Consider the following 26,849-nt stretch of genomic DNA (forward strand, 5'->3'; position numbering starts at 1 on the left):
ATGAAGTGGCTTAACTTATTATATTTAATACATTTTGCTTTTTACAAAGAAATATTACCCAACTTGAACACCGTTTGGCGTTTCAGCTTCAGGATTAACGAACGTTAATTTTCCGTCAGCTTTATCAGCGAATAATAACATTCCGTGTGATTCGATTCCACGAATTTTACGAGGCGCTAAGTTTGCTAAAACCATAGCTTGTTTACCAACTACTTCTTCTAAAGTAAAGTGTTCAGCAATTCCAGAAACGATTGTACGAACATCCATTCCTGTATCCACTTTTAATTCGAATAATTTATCCGCTTTTTCTACTTTCTTCGCTTCTAAAATTGTTCCGATACGGATATCCATTTTTTGGAAATCATCAAAAGAAATTAATTCTTTTTGAGGTTCAGCATTTGGATTCGTCATATTATTTTTTGTTTTACTTTCTTGTAATTTATTGATTTGAGCTTCTACCGCTTCGTCTTCGATTTTACCGAAAATTAATTCAGATTCTTCTAATTGATGACCTTCAGCAACGAATTCGTCCGTAGATTCTAACATATTCCAGTCGATTTTATCAACATTCATCATATTTAACATCTTTTCTGATGCAAATGGTAAGAATGGCTCAGCTAATTGTCCTAAAGCAACAGCAATTTGAGTTGCTGCGTTCATAATTCCTTTTACTTCTTCCGGATTATCTCCTTTTTTCCAAGGCTCTTGCGCTTGTAAAAATTGGTTTCCTAAACGCGCTAAGTTCATGTATTCTGTTAAAGCTGCACGGAATTCGTATTTCTCGATGTGTTCACCGATACGTGTTGCAAACCCTTTGATTTGAGCAACTTCTTCAAATTCCATTGTTTTAGCAGGAACAATTCCTTGGTAATATTTGTGCGATAAAACCATTACACGGTTGATGAAGTTTCCTAAAATCCCAACTAACTCCGAGTTGTTCTTCGTTTGGAAATCTTTCCATGTAAAGTTGTTATCTTTATTTTCAGGCATATTTGCGGCTAAAACATAACGTAAAGTATCTGTTTGTCCTGGGAAATCTTCTAAATATTCGTGTGCCCAAACTGCCCAGTTTCTTGAAGTTGAAATTTTATCATCTTCTAAGTTCAAGAATTCGTTTGCAGGTACATTATCAGGCATGATGTAATCACCGTGTGCCTTCATCATCGTAGGGAAAATGATACAGTGGAAAACGATGTTATCTTTACCGATGAAGTGTACTAATTTAGTCTCTTCATTTTGCCAGTAATCTTTCCAATCTTTTCCATTTTTCTCTGCCCATTCTTGCGTGAAAGAGATATATCCAATTGGTGCATCAAACCAAACGTACATTACTTTTCCTTCAGCTCCATCCACTGGAACTGGAATTCCCCAGTTTAAATCACGCGTCATTGCACGAGGTTTTAAACCATCGTCTAACCACGATTTAACTTGTCCGTAAACATTCGATTTCCAATCGTTTTTATGTCCGTCAATAATCCATTCTTTTAAGAAATCTTGGTATTGATCTAATGGTAAATACCAGTTTTTAGTTTCTTTACGAATTGGCGTATTTCCAGATAAAACTGAACGAGGATTTACTAATTCTTCTGGACTTAAAGTTGATCCACATTTTTCACATTGATCACCGTAAGCATCAGGATTCTGACATTTAGGACATTCACCACGGATGTATCTATCTGCTAAGAATTCTTTAGCTTCTTCGTCGTAATATTGTTCTGTAACGTCTTCAGTAAATTTCCCGTTTTCGTATAAAGTTTTGAAGAAATTTTGTGCAACTTCTTTGTGTTTAGCCGAAGTTGTACGAGAATAAATATCGAAAGTAACACCAAAGTTTTCTAATGTAGATTTGATGTTCTCGTGGTAACGATCTACAATATCTTGTGGCGTAACACCTTCGTTTTTCGCACGAATTGTAATTGGAATACCATGTTCATCAGAACCTCCAATAAATGCTACATCTTTTCCTTTTCTTCTTAAGTAACGCGCAAAGATGTCAGAAGGTACGTAAACTCCTGCCATGTGCCCGATATGTAATGGTCCGTTTGCGTAAGGTAACGCAGCCGTAATTGTATATCTATTAGTTTTACACATTTTATTGATAATCTATAGGTTCGCAAAGATACGATTTGTTGTTGTTTGATAAATGCTATTTTCATAAATTTAAGTTCGAATAATTATTCTATGATAAATACAGAAGTTAAACCAGAAGAAATAACTAAAGAGTCGATAGACAGAGAGTTAATGGAAAAAGCATTAGTGGATCAAAAAATCCTTAATGTTTTAGATCACATACAATTGTTTCTGATTATTGGTTTAGTAGCTTTAATGATTTATATAACCTTTAAGCAAATTTCGGCTTACATGAAGAAGAAAAGGAGAGAGCAGGAAGAATTATTGGATGAACAACGTAGAAATTTAATGAAAGATTATCACGCAGGTGAAAATGATAATTTAAATGAATAAAAAAAGCGACCTAAAAAATTAGGTCGCTTTTTATTTATCTTGAAGTTTTTATTGTTCTATAATTTCTTCGCCAGTTTCTGTAGCATTTTGATCCAATGGTTCTCCTGTACCTTCAATAATATCATTGTTATGAACTTGATTATATTGATGGAATCCCATTAGCGATGAACAGTCCCAACGAGAGTCTATATCTGCAGGTTTATCAAATTTATCGCTTGCTAAAACTCCAAATGTGTCACCTCTAGAATAAACAGATTGCATATAATAAGCCCAAATAGGTAATGCGGTTGCAGCACCTTGTCCGTTTGCAGTACTACCAAAGTGTGCCGCACGGTCTTCGTTACCGACCCATACACCAGTTACCAAGTTTGGAGTTAATCCCATGTACCAACCATCTGAATTTTCATTTGTAGTTCCTGTTTTACCAGCAACTTCAGAAGTGATTCCATATTTTGTTCTGATCCAAGATCCGGTTCCACCATCAGATACACCTTTCATCAAATCAATCATGGTATAAGCAACGTATTCATTAACAACTTCTCGTGTTGTTGGTGTATAATCACGAATTACTTTACCTTGTTTGTCTTCAATTCTTAAGATTAACTGTGGTTTGATGTAAATACCTCCATTTGCGAATGCACTTAAAGCTCCAACCATTTCATACAATGATAAATCTGCTGAACCTAATGCGATCGTAGGATCTTTTGTAATAGGAGATTCTACACCTAAATCACGTGCCATTTGAATAACAGCCTCTTCACCTGTTTGCATAATAAGACGAGCAGCAACTACGTTTGTTGATTGTGCTAAGGCTGTTCTTAATGATTGCGAACCACCGTAACGTCCATTTGCATTTCTTGGCGACCATTTTCCTGGAATACGATCATTAGAAATAGTATGACATGGAGTTAATCCTAATTGATTAATTGCAGTAGCAAAAACGAAAGGTTTGAAGGTAGAACCAACCTGACGACGAGCTTGTTTTACGTGATCGTATTTAAAGTAATCCCAGTTAATTCCTCCAACCCAAGCTTTAATTGTACCATCCTTAGGATCCATCGACATTAAACCAGCTTGTAAGATATGCTTGTGATAGATAATAGAATCCATCAAAGTTTGATCCTTCATGTATTTAATCCCTTCCCAAGTAAAGAATTTTACTGAATCGCGAGGAGTATTGAAAGCAGTGCTAATTTGCTCATCAGAACTTCCGTTTTCTTTCATTAATTTATACAAATCAGTACGTTTTACAGCCTGATCTAATAAAGTATTTCTTTTAGCTTCAGTAATGTTGTAGAACGGAGCCATTTTACGCCCACGTTGTTCTGCAAAAAATCTTTCTTGTATCGTTTTCAAATGCTTTTTAACAGCATCTTCAGCCATTAATTGCATACGAGAATCAAGAGTTACATAAATTTTTAATCCATCTTTATCAAGATTATATGTTTTACCTGTTTCTTTCTCATATTCTACTAGCCATTCTTCAATTTCTTTGCGTAAAGCAGTTTTAAAGTATGCTGAATATGTTTCGTCTTGCGCTGTGATATACTGACGATCTGTAACTAAAGGTTTAGCTTTTAAAGCATCACCTTCAGCTGAAGATAATTTGTTGTATTTAACCATCTGATCAATCACTAAGTTTCTTTTTTCTTTAGAAACTTCAGGATATTTGATAGGATTGAAAGCGACAGGATTTTGGAACATAGAAACCAAAGTAGCAGCTTCTACAACATCTAATTCTTTTGTTGTTTTATTGAAGTAAACTTTTGATGCTGATTCAATACCTTTTGCTCCAAAAATGAAGTCAAATTTATTGAAGTACATTGCAATAATTTCTTCTTTAGTGTACAATTTTTCTAATTGAACAGATGTTACCCATTCTTTAATCTTTTGTAAACCACGCATGATTACATTAGAAGAAGGCTCTTTCGTGTATAACTGCTTTGCTAACTGTTGCGTAATAGTAGAACCACCACCAGCTTCACCAGCAGACGTTACAGCACGCATTGCTGCCTTAGCATCAATACCAGGATGTTCGAAGAAACGAATGTCCTCTTTTGCTAATAATGCATCAACCAAATGAGGTGGAAGATCTTTGTAATCAACAGGAGTACGACGTTCGGTTTCAAATCGATCTAATAAAACTCCATCAGACGAAATAATTTCTGATGAAACGTAAATATCTGGATTTTCCAGGTCACGAACATCAGGAATTTCACCTAACCATCCGTTAGATGCAGCCCAAAATATACCTGCAATACCAATTATTGCAGCAAAAAATCCGATCCAAATAAGAGTAACAATTCTTCCTAAAAAGGATTTATTCTTAACTGGTTTGGTTACTTTTTTTGTATTGTTTTTGTTTTCCATTTTTATAATTAATCAGTGGTTTGGTCAACAATCAAACTGATATCTTCAATTCCTTTTAATTTATCAGTACGCATACCATGCCAAACTTTTAGTTTGTATTTTCCGGTATCTTTTACAGCTAAATTCTCACGATAAACCAATAACATTTCTTTGGTATTCATACCTTTACCAATCCAAGTTCCATCAGGATTTGCGATGTAATATTGTAAAGTATCAACCATTACATTTCCTTTAGGGTCAGTAAATTTTGTAAACAAATAAACATTACTGTATTCGTAATCGGTATTATTTCTAAAAACAAATCCCATATTTACTTTTGTTAGTGTTGTATCCTTCACATCAAACGTAAATTCAATAGGTTTTTTAACAGACCATTCTCCTTTTAAATCTTTTGTTTCTTGATGATAATGTTTCGATTCACAAGCTGTGAATAAGAACATTAAAAACAATAAAAAACTACTGTTTCGAATTATCTGGTTTCGGTCCACGATGAAATCTTTTTTTGTTTTTGCTTTTAGGTTTTGTTCCATTTGATTGATTTTCTCCACCAGCAGGATTCGTGCTTTTTTGTTCAACTTTTTGTACTTGAGGTTGCTCTGCAAGTTTGTTCTGTTGAGGTTTTCCTTGTTGATTCGGATTCCTTTTCTGTTGATTTGGATTCTTCTTAACAGGATTCTGTTTTTGTCCTTCAGAATTTTGTTGTGTATTTCCTTCAGTTTGATTTTGCTGAGGTTTTGCAACTTGATTCTGGTTCGGATTACGCTTCTTATTATTGTTATTATTGCGTTGAGAATTGTTTTGGTTTGGATTCCTTTTCTGTTGTTGATTAGGATTCTTAGCTTTTTCTTTTACTTCAACTGCATTTTGCTTCGAATTAGACGCGTTTGCAGATTCTTTGGTATTAGGCTTTCTTTTTGGCTTAATACGTTTGCGTTTTGAATTTTCTTTACGCTCAAAACGTTCTAAAGAATCTTCTTCGATTCCGTCACCGAAAGAAGGTTTATTATCAACAACAGATTTTGCTAAATCTTCTAACGATTCAGTTTTTTCTCCGTTTGCGTTAATTTGTAAAAATTCTTGTACATCTTCTACAGAGAATTTATACCATAAAACGCTTCCTTTTTCGTAAGCAAACCACATTTCTTTCTTGAAAACATCAATTTTTACACAATGTGCAAATCCTTTTTCAGTCTCGAATTTACTTTCGATTGATGGAAAATGATTTAATGCATCCAAATAAGAATCTAACTCGAAATTCAAACAACATTTTAATTTACCACATTGACCAGCTAACTTTTGTGAGTTAATTGATAATTGTTGGTAACGAGCTGCTGCTGTACTTACTGAGCGGAAGTCTGTTAACCAAGTTGAACAACATAATTCGCGTCCACAAGATCCAATACCTCCAATTTTTGCTGCTTCTTGACGGAAACCAATTTGTTTCATCTCAATTCTTACACCAAATTTCCCAGCGTATTCTTTGATTAATTGTCTAAAATCGACACGTCCTTCAGCAGTATAATAAAATGTTACTTTCGCACCATCTCCTTGATACTCAACATCACAAATTTTCATCTCTAAATCAAGGTTTTTAGCCATGATTCTTGAGTCAATCATTGTTTGTTTTTCTCTTTCACGAAACTCTTGCCAAGTTTCTATATCTTTTTGGTTTGCCTTACGATATACTTTTTTAATATCTTCACCTTCCCAAGAAAGATTTTTCTTTTTCATTTGGATTCTAACCAGCTCACCCGTAAGTGTAACAATTCCGATATCATGTCCCGGAGTTCCTTCAACAGCGATTATATCGCCTACGTTTAACGAAATATTATTTTCGTTTTTATAATAGAATTTTCGATCGTTTTTGAATCGAACTTCAACGAAATTAAATGGTTGTTGACCATTCGGTAATTTCATGTTCGATAACCAGTCGAAAACTGATAATTTACCACATCCATCAGTGCCACAGGCACCGTTATTGTTACATCCTTTCGGAAGGCCACTGCTAGAAGTTCCACAAGATCCACAAGCCATGCTTCTAATTTTTAAAATGACAACACAAAGGTAAAAAAAAAAAGTTCTGTATTATGATTTATATTACGTTGTGTGTGAAAGGTAAGATTTAACCAAAAACTTCACTAAATGAGTAGGTTTGATCCAATCTGATCCCTTTTTCGGTGCGTTTTAATGTTGCTAATTCGTTGTAACAATCATGTTCGAAGTATAGGATATATTCATTTTCTACAGCTTCTTCTAGAAATTTTCCTTTTTCTTCAACTGTTATAAGTGGTCTCGTATCAAATCCAATGACATAAATTAAAGGAATTTGTCCTACTGTTGGAATTAAATCCGCTACATAAACAATCTTTTTTCCTTTGTAAGTAATCATCGGAAGCATTTGTTTTTCGGTGTGTCCGTCAACATATAAAATATCAAAACCTAAAGGTGTATCAGTGATTCTATCTTCTCCGTTTTTTGGTAAGGATAACATTTTTAACTGACCACTTTCGTGCATTGGAAGTATGTTTTCTTTCAGGAAAGAAGCTTTCTCGCGTGGGTTTGGATTGACTGCCCAATCCCAATGATTTTCATTTGTCCAGAATGTTGCATTTTTAAAAGCAGGTTCTAAAAAGTTTTTTTCGGAGTTATATTTTATGGCTCCACCACAGTGGTCAAAATGAAGGTGTGTTAAAAAAACATCAGTAATATCGTCGCGATGGAATCCATGTTTGGCTAATGATATATCAAGCGAAAAATCTCCAAATAAATAATAAAAACTAAAGAATTTATCGTCTTGTTTATTTCCGATTCCTGTATCGATTAAGATTAATCTATCTCCATCTTCAATCAACAAACATCTCATCCCAAGATCAATTAAGTTTTTTTCATCTGCAGGATTAGTTTTATTCCAAATTGATTTTGGAACAATTCCGAACATCGCACCTCCGTCTAGTTTGAAGTTTCCGGTTTCTATTGTGTATAATTTCATTTTGTGGTTATTTATTGTGATAAAATTCGTTAAGAATAAATTATTATTCTAAAAACGAAGATAAAAAAATAGAATATTATAAAAATAATCAGCCATTATTCTATTGAAGACCTTATTTTTGTATAAAATTTAGATACAAATCAATGGCAAAAGAAGTTCGTGTAAGATTTGCGCCGAGTCCAACTGGTGCATTACACATTGGAGGAGTACGTACGGCGTTATACAATTATCTTTTCGCAAAACATCATAACGGGAAATTCTTATTAAGAATTGAAGATACAGACCAAACACGTTTTGTGGAAGGTGCTGAACAATATATAATTGATTCTCTTAAATGGTTAGGATTAACTCCAGACGAAGGAGTAGGTTTTGGAGGAGAATTAGGACCTTATAAACAATCTGAGCGTAAAGAAATTTACAAAGGATATGTTGAAGAATTATTAGCGAATGGAAAAGCTTATTATGCATTTGATACAGCTGAAGAGTTAGACGAAGCTCGTGCAAAAGCAGAAGAAAATAAGGAAACTTTTATCTACAACTGGTCAACTCGTGGAGCTTTAAAAAACTCTTTATCTTTAAGTGAAGAAGAAACTAAGGCTTTATTAGATAATGGTACCCCATACGTTGTTCGTTTTAAAATAGATGATACAAGAACAGTTTTATTAGACGATTTAATTCGTGGTAAAATTTCTATTGACGCATCAACTTTAGATGATAAAGTATTATTTAAATCTGACGGAATGCCAACTTATCATATGGCTAACATTGTTGATGATCATTTAATGGAAATTACACATGTTATTCGTGGAGAAGAGTGGTTACCATCAATGGCATTACACGAATTATTATATGATGCTTTTGGTTGGGAAGCGCCTCGATTTGCACACTTACCATTAATTCTAAAACCAGAAGGTAAAGGAAAATTGAGTAAGCGTGATGGAGATAAGCATGGTTTCCCTGTATTCCCTATGGAATGGGAAACGGAAGAAGGTGTTGCTAAAGGTTACAAACAGGAAGGATATTTCCCTGACGCTGTAATTAATATGTTAGCATTATTAGGATGGAGTCCAGGAACTGATCAGGAGATTTTTACTATGGATGAATTGATCCAAGCATTTTCATTAGAAAAAGTTTCAAAATCAGGAGCTCGTTTTTCTCCAGAAAAAGCGACTTGGTTCAATAATCAATACTTACAGCAAAAATCAGCTGAAGAATTGTTACCAGCATTTGAAGAAGTTTTAGCAGCGAATGGAGTAGAAGCTAATTCAACTTTAAATACTCAAGTAATTGAATTATTGAAAGAAAGAGCTGATTTTGTAAAAGATATTTATACACAAGGAGAATTCTTTTATATAGCTCCTACATCTTACGATGAAAAAGCTGCTAAAAAAGCATATAAAGAAGATTCTACAGAAATTTTAACGAAGTTTATCGACGTTTTAAATTTAACTGAATTTACAGCTGAAGCTTTACATGATGCTATGGCTAATTTTGTTACAGCACAAGAAATTGGATTCGGAAAAATCGGAATGCCTTTACGATTAAGTTTAGTTGGTGCATTACAAGGACCAGATGTTCCTGTAATTATGGCTATGTTAGGAAAAGAGGAGACGATTGCACGTATCAATAAGATTATTGAAACTTTAGGATAAGATCTTTTTTCTAAAAGAATACATAAAAAGCCACTGATTTTGTCAGTGGCTTTTCATTTTAAAACTAAAAATAAATAATGAAAAAATTATAAGTTGAATTTTACGGGTTGTAACAATTCTAATTCATCTGGAGAAAAGATTCGATAGTTTACCTTAAATGTTTTCCCTAAGGGAACTTCTAAAGAAAAACCACCAGCTCCTATTGCGTCAATCACATCTAATTCAAAATGTGCGTGTTTCCAATATTCAAATAAATCTTTATCCACCCAGAATTCACAATCTTCAATTATCCCAATACAAACATCTTTGTATCGTAAATAATATTCTCCTTTTTTAAAACATTGTGGTTGTGTACCTTCACAACATCCACCGGCTTGGTAAAACATCAATTCGCCATATTTTTCTTTTAAAGTATCAATTAACTTTTTGGCATTTTCTGTAATGTTTACTCTTGAAACCATGTTTTAAATTTTAAGATAAATCGTTGGTAATTATAACTTTAATTGCTTTTTCTTTTGCACCATTTTTAAAGACATCCCATGCTTTATCAATTTCTGAAAGTTTAAAATGATGCGTAATAATTTTATCTAAATTAAATTTATTTGCAGCTGTACTTTTAATTAACATAGGAGTAGTGTTTGTGTTTACTAATCCTGTACGAACTGTAATATTTTTAATCCACAATTTCTGAATATCAAAAGTTACACTTTTACCGTGTACACCAACGTTTGCGATATATCCGCCAGGTTTAATAATCTTTTGACAAATATCCCAAGTAGATGGAATACCAACAGCTTCAATAGCAACATCAACACCTTCTTCGAATAATTCTAAAACTTTAGCAACAGCGTCGCTTGAACCAGAATTAATAATATCTGTAGCGCCAAGTTCTTTTGAAAGTTCTAATCGATTATCATCTAAATCAATCATAATAATTCGAGCAGGCGAATATAATTGTGCCGTTACTAAAACTGATAATCCAACAGGACCAGCACCGATAATAGCAACTGTATCACCAGGTTTTACATTTCCGTATTGTACACCAATTTCGTGACCAGTTGGTAAAATATCACTGATTAAAACTGCATTATCGTCGCTAATAGTTTCTGGTATTTTATATAAACTGTTATCGGCGTGTGGAATACGAACATATTCGGCTTGTGTACCATCAATCATGTATCCTAAAATCCAACTACCATCTTTACAATGTGAGTATAATTGTTTTTTACAATATTCGCACGACCCACAAACAGTAACACAAGAAATGATAACCTTGTCACCAACTTTAAAATTAGTTACACTATCACCAACTTGTTCAACAATTCCTACACCTTCGTGACCAAGAATTCTACCTTCTTCAACTTCTGGATTTTTACCTTTATAAATACCTAAATCAGTTCCACAAATTGTTGTTTTTAAAACTTTAACAATTGCGTCTGTAGGTTTAAGAATTTCAGGTTTTGGTTTTTCTTCAAAGACAATATTATGTTCTCCTTTGTATACTAATGCTTTCATTGTATTATTTTTTTTGGTTATGTAATGATTAAAAGAATCCTAATTTTTTCTTGCTATATGAAACAAGCATATTTTTTGTTTGACGGTAATGATCTAACATCATTTTGTGATTTTCACGACCAATCCCCGATAATTTATATCCTCCAAATGGAGCTCCGGCTGGGTAATTATGGTATTGATTAACCCAAACTCGACCTGCTTGTATTGCTCTTGGTATTTGATATAGTTGATGTGCATCTCTAGTCCATACACCTGCTCCTAAACCATAAATGGTATCATTTGCAATTTCTAGCGCTTCAGCTTCATCTTTAAAAGTTGTTACAGCTAATACTGGTCCGAAAATTTCTTCTTGGAATATTCGCATTTTGTTATGACCTTTTAGTAAAGTTGGTTTAATGTAATATCCATTTTCAATATCACCACCTAAAAGATTTGCTTCTCCACCAGTTAAAACTTCAGCACCTTCTTCTTTTCCAAGTTTAATATAACTTAAAATTTTCTCGTACTGAATTTGTGAAGCCTGTGCACCAATCATTGTGTTAGGATCTAAAGGATTTCCGGCTTTGATTGCATTCACACGAGCGATTACTTTTTCTATGAATTTATCATAAATTGATTCTTGGATTAATAAGCGAGAAGGACATGTACAAATTTCTCCTTGGTTTAAGGCAAATAATACAGCACCTTCAATAGCTTTATCTAAAAAATCATCATCATGATCCATCACTGACTCAAAGAAGATATTAGGAGATTTTCCACCTAACTCCAATGTTACAGGAATTATATTTTCTGTTGCATATTGCATCACAAATCGACCTGTTGTAGTTGAACCAGTAAAGGCAGCTTTAGAAACTTTAGGATTTGTAACTAATGCACGACCTAATTCAGATCCAAAACCATTCACAATATTTACAACTCCTGGAGGCAATAAATCTCCAATAATTTCAAAAAGATATAAAATTGAAATTGGAGTAGATTCGGCCGGTTTTAGCACAACGCAATTTGCAGCAGCTAAAGCAGGTGCTAATTTCCAAACAGCCATTAAGATTGGAAAATTCCAAGGGATAATCTGTGCGACAACACCAATTGGTTCGTGCACAATGATAGAAACAGTGTCTTTGTCTAATTCGTTAATAGAACCTTCTTCCGCACGAATAACAGATGCAAAATATCTAAAATGATCAATAGCTAAAGGAATATCAGCATTTAATGTTTCACGAACAGGTTTTCCGTTGTCGTACGTTTCCACAGCAGCTATCTCTTGTAAATGCTGCTCCATACGATCGGCAATCTTGTTTAATAAAATACTTCTTTCGGTTGGCGAAGTTTGACTCCAAGTTTTAAATGCTTCGTGTGCAGCATCAACAGCAAGGGTTAGATCTTCTTCAGAAGAATGAGCCGCTTGAGCAAAAACTTTACCTGTAATAGGAGTAATTACATCAAAATATTTCCCGTTAACTGGTGCGGTAAATTTCCCGTTAATGTAATTATCATACCTCTCTTTTAGTTTTGGAAGGTTTATTAAATTATCCATAAATATTTGTAGTTTAATGTTTTAAAAATACTACAATTTAGAGTTTTAAATTTGTAAAATATGTTTACAAAAAGTTAATTAACATTGGTATAAAATTTGTAAATTTGTGATTCATCTATTGTATAGATGAACTTATTTAATGGGGTTGACTGGTTTTGACAGCAAGTCCAATGGGTAAGTAAGCATGCAGTGAAATGTTGTGTACTCACTTTAATCAGGCACTTCGACTTTTTAACTGGCAACGAAGAGTACGCTTTAGCTGCATAATCCGAATTATAGTAGGATTCGCTTTTATCCGTATTAGATACGGAAGCTGAATATCCCTCAGAAGCCTTGACTTACGGCGTCTGATCAAGGGATACGGGAAAGTAAGAATAGAGATTCTGATGTTTCTAAGGAATCTTGAAATTTTAGAAAATAAGCGTATGACAGGGTGTTTGTTCTCAGGATTACGCCGACAATTAAAAATAAACTAAGCATGTAGAAAGCTTATTTGTTGCTTGTTTGGACGCGGGTTCGAATCCCGCCAGCTCCACTTTTTTAACAGCAATTAGCGGTTAAAAGCCTTATTTCAGTAGAAATAGGGCTTTTTTTATGTCCTTAATATACCGTTTGCGGACATATATAGACATATTTCGAGTGACCATTTGGTGACCATAAACAAAACATCATTTTATGGTCACCAGAATTTTGATAATCCTTTTATACATCAGGTCTACAGACGAATTTTTTAACATTATTTTTGGGCGTGTGGATAGCCTTTTTTTTAACCTAACCACGAACATGTCCATTTATCGAACATCTTGATTCTTAATCAATAACTAATTAATTTTTTTCTAACCATTAAAAATTGATCAAATGAAACAAGATTTAAGACTAAATGTCTATTTAAGAAATGCAAGAGTCAATAAACTAGGGCTAGTTGCAATTTATTTACGAATTACCATTAATGGGCAAAGATGGGATTTCAGTACTAACAAATTCATTGATCCTAAGACTTGGGATGCAAAAAATGCCAAAATCAAAGGAAGTTCGCAAGAAGCCAGTTCAATTAATGGTTACCTTGATGTATTAAAAATGAAGATTGTTAACCTCGAAATCGAATACAGTTTAAGAGACGAACATCTCACATTGGAGGATATTAAAAATTTCTTAACCAATAAGAAAAAGGAAGTAGTCCGAATGCTTATTCCAATATTCGAACACCATAACAAGCAAATTAAAAAACTCGAAAACAAAGAATTTGCTCCAGGAACTATTGTTCGGTATGATACTACATTAAAACATCTAAAAGATTTCTTATTACATAAGTATAACGTGGAAGATATCAGACTCGATAAAGTTGATCATGCATTTATTATGGATTTTGATTTTTACTTTCGTACAGAGCGCAAGTGTAATAACAATACTACAGTAAAGTATATCAAGAATTTCAAAAAGATTATTAATTATTGTTTAGCAAATGATTGGATTCAGAAAGACCCATTTATAAATTATAAAGTAAAAATTGAAAAAGTAGAGAGGGTTTTCTTATCTCAAGATGAAATCTATAAAATTTATGAAAAGGAACATCCGGCAGAAAGATTAAACCTTGTACGCGATATATTTATCTTTTCATGCTATACAGGTTTAGCCTATGTAGATGTGGATAACCTTACAAAAAATCATATTGTAAAGGGAATAGATGGTCAATTATGGATTCATACCTACAGACAAAAAACCTCAACAGCAACTAAAATCCCATTACTAGATATTCCTTTACAAATCATTGAAAAGTATAAAGATCATTTTTTATGTAAGAAAGGTAAATTACTACCCATTTTCAGTAATCAAAAAATGAATGCTTACTTAAAAGAAATTGCAACAATTGCTGAGATAGATAAAGAACTAACTTTCCATTGTGCCAGGCATACATTTGCTACAACGGTTACATTGTCCAATGGAGTTCCTATCGAATCAGTTTCTAAGATGTTAGGACACACAAATATTACAACTACACAACATTATGCTCGTATTACTGAACAGAAAGTAAGTAACGATATGGATCATCTAAAATTTATAATAAATAATAAAAAGGCATTGTAAAAAATGTCTTTTTATTTTGTGTAAAAAATTGATTATTAATAATTTAATTGTAATTAATACTAATCATATACTTAAATGAGTTATCAATTAAAAATTATTTACAGCAAATTAGAAGCAGATTTAACTGTATTAAAAAGGAAAAATCTTAACAGTATTGATGAAGCAGAAAATGCCATTCAATTAATCGAACAATGTTTATCTGTTATTCAAGAAAAGTTGACTAATCATAATTTCTGTTCTACAATAGATGAGATAAATTATTTTAAAGAAGAATTTCCTAAGATATTTAGAATTTATTATTACTACAAAACATTATTTAATATTGAGAGTCAAAAGTATTTTAATTGTATTTCTAAATTTCAAGAAATTGAATTTTATTCTGCTCATATACCTCAACTTAATTCAATTGATGAAGATGAAATTAACTTATTAAGAGAATCAAAGTCTACTTTTAACCATAAAAGTAAAAAATTATACTTGCGTAAATATTTCAAATGGAGGCGGCAAAATTTAACTACTGCAATGAATGAAACTTATGTGACAAGTTCAATTTCTGTTGCAATTGGTAAAAGACATGCTAAAGCAGATGTAATACACTATCTTCAAAAAAAAATAGATGACTTAAATAATAAGTCAACTATCCAAAAATCTCCACTTCAATGGACATCTTCTAAAGTCTTATTAGTGGAATTAATATATGCTTTATCACTTACAGGATGTATAAATGATGGTGAAGTAGAATTAAATCAACTTATTTTACATTTCGAAATATTATTTAATGTAGAACTCGATAATCACAATAGTATCATTCAAAATATTAAAGCACGTAAGATTAATAAAACTAAGTTTATCGATATGTTACGAGAATATCTCAGTAAAAAACTATTAGATTAATATAAATCAATCTTACATTCTATTACATCGTTATACTTTACACAGAGTTTATTACTTCTACAAATCTCTCATCATTTCAAGAAATATTATTTAACTTTTATGTAATTATATAATTACACTTAAAAATTCATTTACATCTTATGAGTTAACATATTTGTCTTAAATGAGTAAATAAAACATTTCTTTCAGTCCTTTTCAATCCATCATCACCAGCGGATTCTTAATTTTATTTTTATGTAGTTGATATGTAGTACATAAAAAATTCATTAAGGTTTACAGAACTTTGTAATGTCAATGAAATAAACCTAAATCAAAATGAAAAAATTTAAACGAATCCATCCAGAAGATATTCAACACATACGTGAAGTACTCTTTATCGATCTTAAAAATTATTTAGAAAATAACGTAAAATCAAAATGGTTACGATCCAAAGAAACATGTAAACAGTTAGGAATATCAGATTCTACACTTAAACAATTTAGAAACAGTAACAGAATAACATTTTCCCGCATTGGGAAAGTATATTACTACAACATAGAAGACATCAATTATTTACTCGAACAAAACAAAGTAGATAGATTGAACATATAATAATTTCATTTGGTTAGTTGGTTTGGTTAGGCAGGTTTATTTACGACAAAAAAGTAATAAGCCTGCCTTTATTTTTTCCAATAATAATCATTCGTCACTTCGAGAAGTAAGACGATAAACTAATCACTAGAATACAACATCTCAAATCTAAATACATTTTACAAATCCCATAATACAACAGCAATGAATTACATCAAGCAATTAAATTACTTCTACAACAAAATTCAGTACGATCATAAAATCGCACCTTGTCAAATCGCATTATACTTAGCTTTATTCCAATGCTGGAACAGACAGCGTTTTGAGAATCCAATCTTCGTTATTAGAGATGAGGTAATGCGTTTAAGTAAAATAACTTCTAAGAGCACCTATCATCGTTCTATGAATATTCTACACGATAACGGATACATTATATACGAACCGTCTTATAACCCATATATGGGCAGTAAAATCTATTTCCAAGATTTATCTAAACTTAATAATTCAGCGAAAAACACCATACTAAAAAACAGTAACGGTATGAAAAAGGCAGTTGCTAAACCTAGCAAACAGACCCGTACCAAAAAAGAGCAAGATATAGACAATGCTATGCAAACACCTACCGAAACACCAATAGAGCCTATATATAAACATATAAATAATAAACATATAAACAATAGAGAGAATGTGTGTAAGCAAGCACAAATTCCATCTTTAATTTTTGATAAAAAAGAACAAAATAACCTAAGTAATATTCAGACAGGTAAGATGGAAGAAATGAACCAAAAAGAAAAAAGTTCCGCTAAAAAAGAAAAAGGTACAATTCCCACATATGATGAGGTGATTGAGTTTTTCCAAGAGAAATACGAAAACAAACAGGAGGGAGAGAAGTTCTTCTACTATTTTGAATCCAATGGTTGGTTAGTAGGAGGTAAAACACAAATGAAAAATTGGACTGCAGCTGCTAATAATTGGATGATCAATATGAATAAATACAATAATCCAAACCTAAATACATTTGGAGTTCAGAAACCTTTAGATACCTCACCAAACAAACGATACGACGAACCATTATAACCAATACACTAGCTATGATTAATTATCAAAAACTTTTATTTCATTTAGAACAAAGGGGAAGAAAACGTTTCAATCCTAAGTTCACATTACAAAAAGAAGATTATCCTTTCATCATTCGTATTGCAGCGTATTTCTTAAATGATGAAGCCAAATGCAACGAACTAGAAATGGATTTAAACAAAGGCATTTTATTAACTGGACCAATTGGAATAGGAAAAACTACATGGTTTCAGTTGATTCAAGAAATCACTGTAGCTAATCAGAAATTTTATTACACAACTTGCAGAAATGTAACATTCGAATTTATACAGAATGGGTACGAGGTTATTCACAAATACAGTAGGGGAGATATACATACTTTCTCACCAAAGAATATATGTTTTGATGATCTAGGTACTGAAAATAATTTCAAATACTTTGGAAATGAATGTAATGTGATGACAGAAGTAATTCTCAGTAGATACGACTTGTATATCTCACATGGTATTAAAACATATATCACCACAAACCTTTCGGCTCCAGAAATTGAAAAGTTCTATACTAAGCGTGTCCGTTCACGCCTTCGTGAGATGATGAATGTATTATCTGTTCCTGCAGAAAGTAAGGATAAGAGAGAGTAAATGCTAATAAATTTTCATTAATTACATATATTGTATAAAATTTACTAACTAATATGATTAATCCTGAAATTAAAATTCAATTAATAAGTTTTTTTGATTCCACAAAGAAACTTAAAGAAAACCAAATCATACGAAGCTCAAATTTTTCTGGAGATATTGCAGAATACCTTTGTCAAGAAATATATGGATTAACCCTTTGTGAAAATCAAAGAGAAATAGGCTATGACGCAGTAAAAGATGGCATTAAATATCAAATAAAAATTAATAACAGTTCTCAAAAGACAAATCAAGGTATAGGTAATCCATCTGAATATAATTATCTTTTACTTTTAATCACTTCGGAGAGTAAGTTATTTAATCCAAAGTACGATAATTACTTCATTACCATTTATAAAATTGAAAATAAAGATTTGTTAATAGGTGACAATATTGCTAAAAGTTATTTGTTTAATCTAAAACCAGAATATTTAATTACTCAAGATTTTCAAGTTTTAAATATAAATTAAAAACATATGACATACGAAAAAAGACTATGTTGCTTTATTGATATCTTAGGATTTAAAGCGCATATAGATGAATCTAAAAATAATGATAGTAAGATTGATTCCATAGCTAACATATTAAAATTAAATCGTGAAATTGTTAATGAAGACGGACTTATATCCAAAAAGATAACTCATTTTTCTGATTCAATAGTAATATCGTATAAATATGATGAAACAGATAATATATTTTTTTTCTTAGAGGATTTAAAATTTCTTTCAATAGAGTTAGCAGCTAAAGGATATTTGGTTCGTGGCGGTGTTACGGTTGATGATTTAATTCATGAAGATAATATGATTTTTGGACCTGCAATGGTTGAAGCGTATGAGTTAGAATCTAAAAAAGCGTTTTATCCAAGAATCATAATTAGTAAACTTTTTATAGAAACAGTTTCAGAAATTAAAGATCAACATAGACAAAAGGATACTTTGAATTATTTTAATAGTGCCTTAAGAATAGACGATGATAGAAAATTCTATTTAGATTATATTGAAGTTTCGCCTGATCTTGACAATGAGCATGGAATTGTTGAATATCTTCAAAAGTTAAAATTATTTTTTAAAGATTTTGATAATCAAAGAGATGATGTGAAATTAAAATTGGTTTGGCTAAAAAATAAGATAAATATTTACATAGATAAATTACATCAAAATGTTGAGATAAACGAAGATTTAAATCAAGAAACAATCGATTTATATAAATCGATAACTAAGATTAATTAAAAAAGCAACCCGTTTGGGTTGCTTTTTTTACCAGAATATAAACCAAGGTTTTTTCTTCTTTTTCTTAATATCAGGTATAAAAACGAAACGATTATCTCTAATCCAGTAATGTGATCTACAATTGAAATTCCAATTTCCGATGGAAGGATACATAGTGATATGCTTACCATCGTAATATAAATCCCAATCATTGGGTGATAATCGTGTAACGACTTTTTCTCCGCATCCGCAAGCACATAAATGAATACAAATACTATTCTCCATAGAGATGTAAAGTACATTTTGTTTTAAATCAGATGGGATGTACTCTACAAATGAATTTTTGAAAACAGGATTATTCATCATTCATTATTTTGAAAGGTTCACCGCAGAATGAATTAGTTACATAATTACCTTGTGAGTTTGTGTAAAATCCATAAAACTGTTTCCATTTGATTACTGCTAAACAAGCATTTAAAGCGTTTATTTCAGCAATTTGTATGTTAGATTTATAGATTTCATTTAAATCATGTTCAGGATTTTCAATCGTATTATTGGGATCATTACCTTGATTTAAACTAACACGTGCCATTACGGAAAGTTGTTCCCCTTGTTGATTTATCCCAATTCCTACATCTATAAATGGGATTTGATTAGTTTTTAAATATTCTATAATATTTTGTCTAACAGGAATAGTATCAATACTTAAAAAAACAAAATCTAAATTTTTTAATTCATGTATGTTAACTGAATTAATCTTTGTAGGATGTTTTTTAATTCCTTGATGCATTCTAGAATATACACTCTCTAAATAATCAATTTTTAAGGTTTGGGAATGTAGTAATTCAACTTCAGGTGCTCCAGGCGCTCTGAAAGAATTGTGAGAACAGAAAATATCATCATCATATAAATGAATTTCTGACACGTTAGTTTTAGCAATAAAATCTAAAATATAACTGCCGGAACCTCCCAAGCCTACTATACCTATTCTCATTTCATTGAACCTTTCATTTAATTTATAGATTCTAGCGCGTAAAGAATTAGTGTCGTAATATTTTAAATTATTTATTGCAGATGACTTCTCAAACAATTTAAATGGTTTCCCTAAATTAGGTTTACATTTAGCGTCTATTTCTTGTGCATACTGACTAATTATTTTAGTGTAATGGATAAACTTATCGTAATAATTCGTAAAACCCTCAGGTGGTTTGTTTGAAAAAGAATAATTAGTTTTTAAATTACTTGAAAGATCGATATTCTCTCCTAAAAGTATTCCATTAATACGATTTCCTTCATTATCACACGGAAATTCGCCCATAAAATTAATTACATGATCAGTCGGTGGATCAAGTGTATAATCATCTTTTAAATTTAGAGGAGCTACAAGAGCTCCCCATTTAATTTGTTTATCTTGATTTACATATGGGATATGTTCTAAAACAAGATGACCGTCTATAAAATTAACACTGTAACCTTCAGTTGCTAATCTTTCTATATCCATGTTACGATTGATAAGTTGCTGAAGCATAAAAACGAATTTTATTTACTACTTTAACTTTCTTTCCTTTTACTAAGACACCTTCAGGTTTAGAATGATGTCCATTATCGTAACTAATAGTGTAAGCGGTATTAGGATTACCAGCTGTATCTAGCCCTGCAAGCTCAAGAACTTCATCAAATGTGATTTGATTTTTATTCCAAAATTTTAATTCTCCATTTACTATAATTTCGAATTGATCTTTTGTATAAAATTTCTCTTTACCTGGTCTAGCTAAATCGACTAATTCATCGTTTTCTATTACAGAATCTTCCCACTCATCATCTACATCAATAAATAATATTGATTCTAGTGATAATCCAGCTTTTAACTTAATTTCTTCACCTGATATAAATTGTTTGTATGAGATGAAACTAATACCGTTTACTGAATAATCGAGTTTCTTCTTTACATAGAATTGTTCGATCCCAGGTCTAGCTAAATTGACTTTAGTGGTGTTTTCAATTAATTCGTCTTCATAAGGACGCTTAATTGCTAAAAATAATTCTGTAGTGTGTGGTACGCCAAATAGGTCTTTTAATTCTTGCCCATTGATGTATTGATTTGGTGTTTCATATTCAACACCTTCAAATGTATATTTTAATGTCATGTGACTTCTTTTTAAATTTTTAAACCTAATTTACTTAAGCTCTAGAGCCTAGAGCAATCTTTCTAAATAATTTGATGTACATATAATAATCGTACTCGAATAATTGTTTCTGCGACTTTTAAAAGTTTTAAAATTGTTAACGTAAATATGTTTCTTATCAGAAACATTGTTAAAGTCTTAGAAAAATTTGGTTTAAAAACTAAAGTAGAATACATTTGAATTTCCTACGTTCAAGTATCTAACTGATTCTTATTTTTTTGCTAAACGCCTTGCAAGGGCTACTGCTATTTAGAATCATTAGTTTTGACCAAAAACCAGGCGAACCATATCGACTGGTTTTTTTTTATCTAAACTTTCGATGCAAATATAATAAAAAATTCGTTTCAAAAAATAATTATAAAACTTTCATTAATTTATATTAAAATTTTAACGTTATTAATCTTTATAATTGGTTATTTGGTTGTAAATACATATATTGTACCATATTAACAAAGGTTGTTTGTAAGTATTATAAACGTTAATTAATATTTTTTTTTTTATATTATTAAATTTATTTAACTTTGCAACTAGAAAAAAAATGAGTTTTATGAAAGATGAAAGCCTGTTTTACAGTGAATTAGGTAATAATATCTTATCAATTAGAACTAGAAAAGGAATCAGTCAAGACGATTTGGCAAAAGAAATAGGTTTGTCTAGACCCTCAATAGCTAATATTGAAAAAGGAAAACAACGTCCTAGTATCTATATTTTATTACAATTATCTAAAATATTAGGTGTAGATATTAAAGAATTATTACCGGAATCAATTATCTCTTATAATAAGATAGATATTGGAAACGTTATAAGCTTAGATAAAACTAAGTCTGATTTATTTAGCGAAAACTTTATAAGTTTTTTAGATGAAATTTAAAATATCATTTTATGGCAATTAGTAAGGAAGTAAGTAATGCAACAAAACAGTTCATTATTAATAATGAACAGTTTTTTAATGAAGCTCCTGTTATTATTGATGATATCATTAGCCATTTTAATATCCAAAAGAAAGAATATGCGTTTGAAGATGATATTTCAGGAGTGTTAATCATTGATAAATCTAAAGATAAATTTACGATTGGTATTAATAAACAAGGTACTGATCAACGTAAAAATTTTACGATTGCTCATGAATTAGGACATTTTGTTCTTCATAATAATGATATGTCTAACACTTTCGTTGATAATATTTTCTTTAGAAAAAAAGCCGATGGTTACACATCAAAAGAAGAGAAAATCGAGAAAGAAGCTAATTATTTTGCAGCTAATATACTTATGCCAGAACATTTAGTAAAAAAAGAGATTGCAAATTTAGAAAACGATTGGTTTGAAGACGATGCAGTAGCTGAATTAGCCAAAAAATTTAATGTAAGTAGTTCTGCTATGATGTATAGATTAATTAATTTAAAATTAATTTAAAATTAATTTAAAATTAATTTAAAATTAATTTAAAATTTAAAATATAATTTTTTAGTAAGGCCAATTTAGGCCTTATTTTTTTGATTTTTATTTTATTTATCTAATACGCAAGTCGTTATTTTTTTTTTGATCTTAAAAAAATCCAAATTTCTAAATTTTACATTTTTAGTTCCTCTAAATAGCTACTCTTACACACTTCTAAATTATCTTGTAAATATTTCAATTCACGTTGTAAAGAATCGTTGACATGATTCAATTCTTCAACTTTATAGATTAAAATCGCTTGTAAATGTTCATCCTTATTCATCTTTTGTTTACAATTGATGAATAAAATTCCTAATAATAGTAAACATAGATATTTCATGTTTTTTTTATTATTAATTTAAAGAAAATCATATGATTAAGTTAAATATGAATTATTTATAGTTGATTAATAATTATTTAATTGTCAACCCTCTCCAAAATCCATCCAGAACCCAACAAACAACAATTCAGTAGCGCTCAAACGTTTCGGAAGTAAAACCCATCCAACAGCGTATAACATGTATATACGCAATACCTTTTCGGGCTGAAGTAATTTTTTTGATCATAGGAAAAAAAGGTACTGCGTATATACAGCGCATGTTAGACGCTATTGGATTGAAGTTCCGGCGCTTTCCGATGGTCTGATTCCTTCCATTTTCCGAAAGTCCTTGATGATGGCTTTTTGAAGATTGTTGAAGTTTTAAATTATCGCTACAATCATTTTATTGCACCAACGATTTACTCCAATAATGTGCAACTTCAATTTCATTCAGTAACAATCATTCTAACCTATAAAAATGGCTAGGTTTTGAGTAAGAAATATAAAACCTATCCATTTTAAACTTGATTAGAAAATTACTATTCAAACCAAAAGTTGCACACCATTGGGCAAAATCAGCCCTTGCATTCGTTGCTCTGTACTGTTTTTCACAAAGCAGAAAAACAAAAGCAACCAATGCTGATAAGGGCTTTCGTTAGGTGCAAAAAATGCTTGTTTAGCGATAAGATTTCCTCATTTCCCCGCCACCCCATCAATGGATGCAGGAGACTTACAGCAGAAGTATTAAGTGGGACATTTGGCACAGACAAAAATGCAAGGGTAGCACACAGTTGGTGTTAAATAAGTTACCAACCGATGTGCTACTATTCCTTGCATTTTGCCAGTGCTCAAAATGGCGAGGAGTAGGCCTACACAACTGCTATTCATTTTATACAAAGCCAATGCATACTCATCACTCCAAACTCACAACAACATCGTAGCCCTACTTTATCCTCGCCACCCTTTTTGAAAGTGGTCTGCTGTAAGTCTCCTGCGCGTATTGCCCCGTTTTTAAAAGCCTGATTCCCATGAAAACAACCTTAAACCGCCAATTTTGAATAGAATCGAATAAACAATAAAATACCCTCATTCAATGAAAAGAACAAGGGTTTTTTTAATTCAAATGAAGTTACCAAATTTTATTGAATGAATATAATTGTTACACTAATTTAAAAAGTAATCAACTAAAAGTCAATAATGTAAAGCAAAAAAATCCAACAAAAAGAACCGCAAAGGTCTATCAGTTTCATTTTTAGTCAAGGTCAAGCCTTGTAGATTTACATCAAAATCTCCACCTATACAGGTTGTATTTGGATGTAAAACCTTGCCTTAAAAAATGCTCCTGCTATATCGAAGAGCTTTCTTTTTTTTCCTTTTTTCTTTTAAAGAATATCCTGCGAAGCATGGCGAGCATAAATTTTTAAATGCCAAGCTATGAACTTACCAGAAATTAAACATTATTCAGCCAAAGTAGAGATTCAGTCAAATGATCTATTTGCTTTATCCAAAGGTCTAAACGTGGGAAAGCCACTGGAAGAATCTTGCCCTAACTGTTTTGTCATTCGTTGTACCAATTGGAAACAAAAAGAAACGTACAAAGCAATTCTTTATGCAGCCTGGAAGACCAATTCATTCGATAATTATTTATGTGGATCAGTCATTCCGTTTATACGAATCAATGATTTTAAAAAAGTAGTTACTGAAAAGGCTCATAAAGCGTTTAGTAATTACAAAAGATTTAATAATGATTTTCAGCGTTATCTAGAATTGGAGAAATACGAAACTTCAATCGCTAAGCAATTGCAACTCATTCGAGAATTGAAACAGGTGTATATTATGCGAAACATCAAGTAACAGAAAAGGCCCTTCCAACGAAGAGCCTTTTATTTATTTTTCTAATTTTTTAAGAATATACGAAACTACGAAACTCACAAATGCACCTACACCAGCTAAAACCGCAGTTTGTACTAAATCATTTATGCCTAAGTTCCCCACAATACTAAATAGTGTACCCCAAAGTGTACCCATTTTCAATTGACTATCCTGAATCATGTGTATTGACACCATCTACAACGGTCAATTGGCTGACAGAACTTAGTACTCCACCTGCAACAGTTAAGTATCCGCCAAGATCATTTAACCAACTTGGTAAATCTACCGGAGAGGCTAAAAGCACTCCACCAATTGCAGCTAATACCAAACCAATATTTCGGAGCAATTGAAACAACTTAGGCGTCGGGGATTGAATTCGATCAACTATTTTCATCCGTTAAATCATCCGTTTTAATTACACAATTTTTTAAAATGGCATCTAAATCGTTCGCGTGAAGAAAATCATTTTCATGAAGGACAAGAATGAATTACCGACCAGAGGGAGCGATTTAATTCATTCCCGAAGTGAAAAGGATTTTTAGCGTAAACGATTTAAAGCCTTGACTTTTTTGGTTCGTTTTTGTGTCAAGACAAAAATGAACATATAGAAGTGAAGTCTTGAGAGAATTAATTTCTAACAAGAAAGGAACTGAATTAGTCATTCTGAATTCATTTCAGAATCACATCAAGTGAAATATCCTTATGTCTTAAGTCTTATATCTTAAGCCTTACATCTCACTCCTAATCACCAATTCAACCTTTTGCCCTTTATCAATCGCTTGATATACCAAATCCTTCACTTTATTAAAAGCTTTTTTGCTTTCCCATCCTATTCCAGCTCCACCCAAGGAAGTCACCGGAGCAATACAACCTAACAATTCTTTTTTCGCATTATTTGCAGGATGCATCAAAATATAAGTCCTGTTTTGAACATCCTTTAACCATATATGCCATCCAAATTTTTGGCTGTATCGCTTTGCTAAAACATATTTCCCTTCCGGAATACACGATTTTCTCACTTCATTGTTCAACCAAGGCAACTCAATCGTATAACAAATAATACCTTTTGCATTTTGCAAAATGCCATTTGTTCCATTAGGGAAATATGAACGGATCAGTTCTAACTTCATTAGACTTGATCTACCTCAATCAATTGCAACGCATTGTACGCACCATTTTTCAGTACATACTTTTCACCATTAATTTCTTGATAGAATTCCACACCCAAAACAAAAAAAATAGGTTCTGTACTATTTGCAGGTAAAGTTGTCGCCAAACTAATTGCCGAAGTTTCTACAGAATCATACGGTAAAATACCAGTATCCGCTGTAGATACATTGAAAGAACCATCAATAAAATTGACATCTGATGCTGCAGCTTCAATTTTAAAGTGTGTAGTTCCCGATGGCGCATTAATCATATTAATCGGAACGAATGCCGGAATATCCACAATCACATCACCATCTGCACGATCTAAAGTCGTCGTATAAGGTGCATAAATTGTTGTAGATAACTTACCATTGATATTGAAATCAAATCCCTTTAACAGTGATAAATCACCGTTAATTACATTTCTATCCCCACGTTCACTAATCATATCAGTCTGAATCACCTTCACCATTTCACGTGTCAAACGTCCAACCATTCTCGAATCAGCAGAGTTTAATAAAATTCCTCGAATCGAAGTTCTCAACATCTTTCCAGATGCACCTGCACGTCCAAACTCAGCTCCATTTTCACGTGTACGCTGAAAGTTAGGATCATTCATTATTCGGCTTTTATCCACGCCACCTTTCTCGCGTGCTAAAAAACCTTCCTTTGCTTTGTAAAAGGTAATGTCTCCAACAGTACCTAATAGCTTAATAATGCCCTTTTGTCTTGCCATTTCTTCAACATTTTAATCATTCAACATTCTATATTCTACCGGTATATAATACAAGTATAGAAAAAACCGTAACTTTATTAAAACCAGCAAATACCGAATGGCGTTTATATCATTTAATGTCCATAAATGACCTATAG

At 31.8% G+C, this 26,849-nt stretch carries 28 protein-coding genes and 1 other RNA gene; 13 read left to right on the plus strand and 16 right to left on the minus strand.

What is annotated here, in order from left to right; genetic code table 11:
• Window positions 1-54: 54 nt before the first annotated feature.
• Window positions 55-2,091, minus strand: coding sequence for a methionine--tRNA ligase (gene metG / locus J9309_RS05255; protein WP_230477486.1), 2,037 nt, complete (start codon window positions 2,089-2,091; stop codon window positions 55-57).
• 90 nt (window positions 2,092-2,181) lie between these two features.
• On the opposite strand from metG, the gene J9309_RS05260 reads away from it, so the two are divergent.
• Entirely contained in the window at window positions 2,182-2,463 is a 282-nt protein-coding gene (locus J9309_RS05260) for a hypothetical protein (RefSeq protein WP_230477487.1), read from the plus strand.
• A 48-nt stretch (window positions 2,464-2,511) separates the two neighbouring features.
• Here J9309_RS05260 and J9309_RS05265 read toward each other — a convergent pair whose 3' ends face one another.
• The 4 genes from J9309_RS05265 to J9309_RS05280 form a co-directional block, all read right to left on the minus strand.
• Window positions 2,512-4,833, minus strand: coding sequence for a penicillin-binding protein 1A (locus J9309_RS05265; protein ID WP_230477488.1), 2,322 nt, complete (start codon window positions 4,831-4,833; stop codon window positions 2,512-2,514).
• Between the two features lie 8 nt (window positions 4,834-4,841).
• Window positions 4,842-5,273, minus strand: coding sequence for a gliding motility lipoprotein GldH (locus tag J9309_RS05270; RefSeq protein ID WP_230477489.1), 432 nt, complete (start codon window positions 5,271-5,273; stop codon window positions 4,842-4,844).
• Between the two features lie 16 nt (window positions 5,274-5,289).
• Window positions 5,290-6,867 (minus strand): PSP1 domain-containing protein, encoded by a 1,578-nt coding sequence (locus J9309_RS05275; RefSeq protein WP_230477490.1) that lies wholly within the window; start codon window positions 6,865-6,867, stop codon window positions 5,290-5,292.
• 88 nt (window positions 6,868-6,955) lie between these two features.
• Complete coding sequence (locus J9309_RS05280; RefSeq protein ID WP_230477491.1) at window positions 6,956-7,822, minus strand: MBL fold metallo-hydrolase; 867 nt, start codon at window positions 7,820-7,822, stop codon at window positions 6,956-6,958.
• 143 nt (window positions 7,823-7,965) lie between these two features.
• On the opposite strand from J9309_RS05280, the gene gltX reads away from it, so the two are divergent.
• The gene (gene gltX / locus J9309_RS05285) at window positions 7,966-9,474 is read left to right on the plus strand and encodes a glutamate--tRNA ligase (RefSeq protein WP_230477492.1); all 1,509 of its coding nucleotides are present in this window, start codon (window positions 7,966-7,968) and stop codon (window positions 9,472-9,474) included.
• Between the two features lie 86 nt (window positions 9,475-9,560).
• Here the strand turns inward: gltX and J9309_RS05290 are convergent, their stop codons facing one another.
• The 3 genes from J9309_RS05290 to J9309_RS05300 are packed head-to-tail and all read right to left on the minus strand — an operon-like array spanning window position 9,561 to window position 12,523.
• Window positions 9,561-9,935, minus strand: a complete 375-nt coding sequence (locus J9309_RS05290) for a DUF779 domain-containing protein (RefSeq protein ID WP_230477493.1) — start codon at window positions 9,933-9,935, stop codon at window positions 9,561-9,563.
• Window positions 9,936-9,945: 10 nt separating this feature from the next.
• Window positions 9,946-10,989: a zinc-dependent alcohol dehydrogenase family protein gene (locus tag J9309_RS05295; protein WP_230477494.1), complete on the minus strand. Its 1,044-nt coding sequence runs from the start codon at window positions 10,987-10,989 to the stop codon at window positions 9,946-9,948.
• A 28-nt stretch (window positions 10,990-11,017) separates the two neighbouring features.
• Window positions 11,018-12,523, minus strand: a complete 1,506-nt coding sequence (locus J9309_RS05300; protein ID WP_230477495.1) for an aldehyde dehydrogenase family protein — start codon at window positions 12,521-12,523, stop codon at window positions 11,018-11,020.
• A gap of 141 nt (window positions 12,524-12,664) precedes the next feature.
• Between J9309_RS05300 and ssrA the strand changes: the two genes are divergently transcribed.
• The 8 genes from ssrA to J9309_RS05335 all read left to right on the plus strand — a co-directional run bounded on the left by ssrA (window position 12,665) and on the right by J9309_RS05335 (window position 19,034).
• Window positions 12,665-13,061, plus strand: a transfer-messenger RNA (tmRNA) gene (gene ssrA, locus J9309_RS05305).
• Between the two features lie 320 nt (window positions 13,062-13,381).
• Entirely contained in the window at window positions 13,382-14,608 is a 1,227-nt protein-coding gene (locus tag J9309_RS05310; RefSeq protein ID WP_230477496.1) for a site-specific integrase, read from the plus strand.
• A 75-nt stretch (window positions 14,609-14,683) separates the two neighbouring features.
• Window positions 14,684-15,502 (plus strand): RteC domain-containing protein, encoded by an 819-nt coding sequence (locus J9309_RS05315; RefSeq protein WP_230477497.1) that lies wholly within the window; start codon window positions 14,684-14,686, stop codon window positions 15,500-15,502.
• Window positions 15,503-15,817: 315 nt separating this feature from the next.
• Window positions 15,818-16,093, plus strand: coding sequence for a helix-turn-helix domain-containing protein (locus J9309_RS13635; RefSeq protein ID WP_394369291.1), 276 nt, complete (start codon window positions 15,818-15,820; stop codon window positions 16,091-16,093).
• Window positions 16,094-16,276: 183 nt separating this feature from the next.
• Complete coding sequence (locus J9309_RS05320; RefSeq protein ID WP_230477498.1) at window positions 16,277-17,149, plus strand: transcriptional regulator; 873 nt, start codon at window positions 16,277-16,279, stop codon at window positions 17,147-17,149.
• Window positions 17,150-17,163: 14 nt separating this feature from the next.
• Window positions 17,164-17,769: a P-loop NTPase family protein gene (locus tag J9309_RS05325; protein ID WP_230477499.1), complete on the plus strand. Its 606-nt coding sequence runs from the start codon at window positions 17,164-17,166 to the stop codon at window positions 17,767-17,769.
• Between the two features lie 53 nt (window positions 17,770-17,822).
• Window positions 17,823-18,275 carry a hypothetical protein gene (locus J9309_RS05330; RefSeq protein ID WP_230477500.1) on the plus strand — a complete coding sequence of 151 codons (453 nt, stop codon included), beginning with the start codon at window positions 17,823-17,825 and terminating at the stop codon, window positions 18,273-18,275.
• A 6-nt stretch (window positions 18,276-18,281) separates the two neighbouring features.
• Window positions 18,282-19,034, plus strand: coding sequence for a hypothetical protein (locus J9309_RS05335; RefSeq protein ID WP_230477501.1), 753 nt, complete (start codon window positions 18,282-18,284; stop codon window positions 19,032-19,034).
• A gap of 27 nt (window positions 19,035-19,061) precedes the next feature.
• Here J9309_RS05335 and J9309_RS05340 read toward each other — a convergent pair whose 3' ends face one another.
• The 3 genes from J9309_RS05340 to J9309_RS05350 are packed head-to-tail and all read right to left on the minus strand — an operon-like array spanning window position 19,062 to window position 21,160.
• Entirely contained in the window at window positions 19,062-19,379 is a 318-nt protein-coding gene (locus J9309_RS05340; RefSeq protein WP_230477502.1) for a DUF6527 family protein, read from the minus strand.
• Window positions 19,369-20,541, minus strand: coding sequence for a ThiF family adenylyltransferase (locus J9309_RS05345; RefSeq protein ID WP_230477503.1), 1,173 nt, complete (start codon window positions 20,539-20,541; stop codon window positions 19,369-19,371). Before J9309_RS05345 ends, J9309_RS05340 begins: the two co-directional genes overlap by 11 nt.
• Window positions 20,516-21,160 carry a multiubiquitin domain-containing protein gene (locus tag J9309_RS05350; protein WP_230477504.1) on the minus strand — a complete coding sequence of 215 codons (645 nt, stop codon included), beginning with the start codon at window positions 21,158-21,160 and terminating at the stop codon, window positions 20,516-20,518. The genes J9309_RS05345 and J9309_RS05350 overlap by 26 nt, the downstream gene beginning before the upstream one ends.
• Window positions 21,161-21,746: 586 nt before the next feature.
• On the opposite strand from J9309_RS05350, the gene J9309_RS05355 reads away from it, so the two are divergent.
• The gene (locus J9309_RS05355) at window positions 21,747-22,070 is read left to right on the plus strand and encodes a helix-turn-helix transcriptional regulator (RefSeq protein ID WP_230477505.1); all 324 of its coding nucleotides are present in this window, start codon (window positions 21,747-21,749) and stop codon (window positions 22,068-22,070) included.
• Between the two features lie 11 nt (window positions 22,071-22,081).
• On the plus strand, window positions 22,082-22,612 hold the full coding sequence (locus tag J9309_RS05360; protein WP_230477506.1) for an ImmA/IrrE family metallo-endopeptidase: 531 nt from the start codon (window positions 22,082-22,084) through the stop codon (window positions 22,610-22,612).
• 157 nt (window positions 22,613-22,769) lie between these two features.
• Here the strand turns inward: J9309_RS05360 and J9309_RS05365 are convergent, their stop codons facing one another.
• Complete coding sequence (locus tag J9309_RS05365) at window positions 22,770-22,976, minus strand: hypothetical protein (RefSeq protein WP_230477507.1); 207 nt, start codon at window positions 22,974-22,976, stop codon at window positions 22,770-22,772.
• A 1,413-nt stretch (window positions 22,977-24,389) separates the two neighbouring features.
• On the opposite strand from J9309_RS05365, the gene J9309_RS05370 reads away from it, so the two are divergent.
• Window positions 24,390-24,809 (plus strand): DUF6943 family protein, encoded by a 420-nt coding sequence (locus J9309_RS05370; RefSeq protein ID WP_230477508.1) that lies wholly within the window; start codon window positions 24,390-24,392, stop codon window positions 24,807-24,809.
• A gap of 33 nt (window positions 24,810-24,842) precedes the next feature.
• Here the strand turns inward: J9309_RS05370 and J9309_RS05375 are convergent, their stop codons facing one another.
• From J9309_RS05375 to J9309_RS05390, 4 genes are all read right to left on the minus strand, one after another.
• Window positions 24,843-24,983: a hypothetical protein gene (locus J9309_RS05375; RefSeq protein ID WP_230477509.1), complete on the minus strand. Its 141-nt coding sequence runs from the start codon at window positions 24,981-24,983 to the stop codon at window positions 24,843-24,845.
• Between the two features lie 10 nt (window positions 24,984-24,993).
• Window positions 24,994-25,173, minus strand: a complete 180-nt coding sequence (locus tag J9309_RS05380; RefSeq protein ID WP_228063639.1) for a hypothetical protein — start codon at window positions 25,171-25,173, stop codon at window positions 24,994-24,996.
• A gap of 382 nt (window positions 25,174-25,555) precedes the next feature.
• Window positions 25,556-25,957, minus strand: coding sequence for a DUF5675 family protein (locus J9309_RS05385; protein WP_230477510.1), 402 nt, complete (start codon window positions 25,955-25,957; stop codon window positions 25,556-25,558).
• Window positions 25,957-26,712 carry a hypothetical protein gene (locus J9309_RS05390; protein ID WP_230477511.1) on the minus strand — a complete coding sequence of 252 codons (756 nt, stop codon included), beginning with the start codon at window positions 26,710-26,712 and terminating at the stop codon, window positions 25,957-25,959. The genes J9309_RS05385 and J9309_RS05390 overlap by 1 nt, the downstream gene beginning before the upstream one ends.
• Between the last annotated feature and the right edge of the window lie 137 nt (window positions 26,713-26,849).

The sequence above is a fragment of the Faecalibacter bovis genome (genome assembly GCF_017948305.1).
Lineage (GTDB): Bacteria > Bacteroidota > Bacteroidia > Flavobacteriales > Weeksellaceae > Empedobacter > Empedobacter bovis.

Excerpts from the sequence above, each read along its gene's own strand:
- J9309_RS05335 (WP_230477501.1), top strand. The coding sequence starts at position 18,282 with ATGACATACGAAAAAAGACTATGTTGCTTTATTGATATCTTAGGATTT.
- J9309_RS05275 (WP_230477490.1), bottom strand. The coding sequence starts at position 6,867 with ATGGCTTGTGGATCTTGTGGAACTTCTAGCAGTGGCCTTCCGAAAGGA.
- J9309_RS05350 (WP_230477504.1), bottom strand. The coding sequence starts at position 21,160 with ATGACATTAAAATATACATTTGAAGGTGTTGAATATGAAACACCAAAT.
- J9309_RS05340 (WP_230477502.1), bottom strand. The coding sequence starts at position 19,379 with ATGATGAATAATCCTGTTTTCAAAAATTCATTTGTAGAGTACATCCCA.
- J9309_RS05370 (WP_230477508.1), top strand. The coding sequence starts at position 24,390 with ATGAACTTACCAGAAATTAAACATTATTCAGCCAAAGTAGAGATTCAG.
- J9309_RS05310 (WP_230477496.1), top strand. The coding sequence starts at position 13,382 with ATGAAACAAGATTTAAGACTAAATGTCTATTTAAGAAATGCAAGAGTC.
- J9309_RS05315 (WP_230477497.1), top strand. The coding sequence starts at position 14,684 with ATGAGTTATCAATTAAAAATTATTTACAGCAAATTAGAAGCAGATTTA.
- J9309_RS05345 (WP_230477503.1), bottom strand. The coding sequence starts at position 20,541 with ATGCTTCAGCAACTTATCAATCGTAACATGGATATAGAAAGATTAGCA.
- gltX (WP_230477492.1), top strand. The coding sequence starts at position 7,966 with ATGGCAAAAGAAGTTCGTGTAAGATTTGCGCCGAGTCCAACTGGTGCA.
- J9309_RS05295 (WP_230477494.1), bottom strand. The coding sequence starts at position 10,989 with ATGAAAGCATTAGTATACAAAGGAGAACATAATATTGTCTTTGAAGAA.
- metG (WP_230477486.1), bottom strand. The coding sequence starts at position 2,091 with ATGTGTAAAACTAATAGATATACAATTACGGCTGCGTTACCTTACGCA.
- J9309_RS05280 (WP_230477491.1), bottom strand. The coding sequence starts at position 7,822 with ATGAAATTATACACAATAGAAACCGGAAACTTCAAACTAGACGGAGGT.
- J9309_RS05290 (WP_230477493.1), bottom strand. The coding sequence starts at position 9,935 with ATGGTTTCAAGAGTAAACATTACAGAAAATGCCAAAAAGTTAATTGAT.
- J9309_RS05385 (WP_230477510.1), bottom strand. The coding sequence starts at position 25,957 with ATGAAGTTAGAACTGATCCGTTCATATTTCCCTAATGGAACAAATGGC.
- J9309_RS05300 (WP_230477495.1), bottom strand. The coding sequence starts at position 12,523 with ATGGATAATTTAATAAACCTTCCAAAACTAAAAGAGAGGTATGATAAT.
- J9309_RS13635 (WP_394369291.1), top strand. The coding sequence starts at position 15,818 with ATGAAAAAATTTAAACGAATCCATCCAGAAGATATTCAACACATACGT.
- J9309_RS05325 (WP_230477499.1), top strand. The coding sequence starts at position 17,164 with ATGATTAATTATCAAAAACTTTTATTTCATTTAGAACAAAGGGGAAGA.
- J9309_RS05260 (WP_230477487.1), top strand. The coding sequence starts at position 2,182 with ATGATAAATACAGAAGTTAAACCAGAAGAAATAACTAAAGAGTCGATA.
- J9309_RS05330 (WP_230477500.1), top strand. The coding sequence starts at position 17,823 with ATGATTAATCCTGAAATTAAAATTCAATTAATAAGTTTTTTTGATTCC.
- J9309_RS05355 (WP_230477505.1), top strand. The coding sequence starts at position 21,747 with ATGAAAGATGAAAGCCTGTTTTACAGTGAATTAGGTAATAATATCTTA.
- J9309_RS05360 (WP_230477506.1), top strand. The coding sequence starts at position 22,082 with ATGGCAATTAGTAAGGAAGTAAGTAATGCAACAAAACAGTTCATTATT.
- J9309_RS05270 (WP_230477489.1), bottom strand. The coding sequence starts at position 5,273 with ATGTTCTTATTCACAGCTTGTGAATCGAAACATTATCATCAAGAAACA.
- J9309_RS05265 (WP_230477488.1), bottom strand. The coding sequence starts at position 4,833 with ATGGAAAACAAAAACAATACAAAAAAAGTAACCAAACCAGTTAAGAAT.
- J9309_RS05365 (WP_230477507.1), bottom strand. The coding sequence starts at position 22,976 with ATGAAATATCTATGTTTACTATTATTAGGAATTTTATTCATCAATTGT.
- J9309_RS05320 (WP_230477498.1), top strand. The coding sequence starts at position 16,277 with ATGAATTACATCAAGCAATTAAATTACTTCTACAACAAAATTCAGTAC.
- J9309_RS05375 (WP_230477509.1), bottom strand. The coding sequence starts at position 24,983 with ATGGGTACACTTTGGGGTACACTATTTAGTATTGTGGGGAACTTAGGC.
- J9309_RS05390 (WP_230477511.1), bottom strand. The coding sequence starts at position 26,712 with ATGGCAAGACAAAAGGGCATTATTAAGCTATTAGGTACTGTTGGAGAC.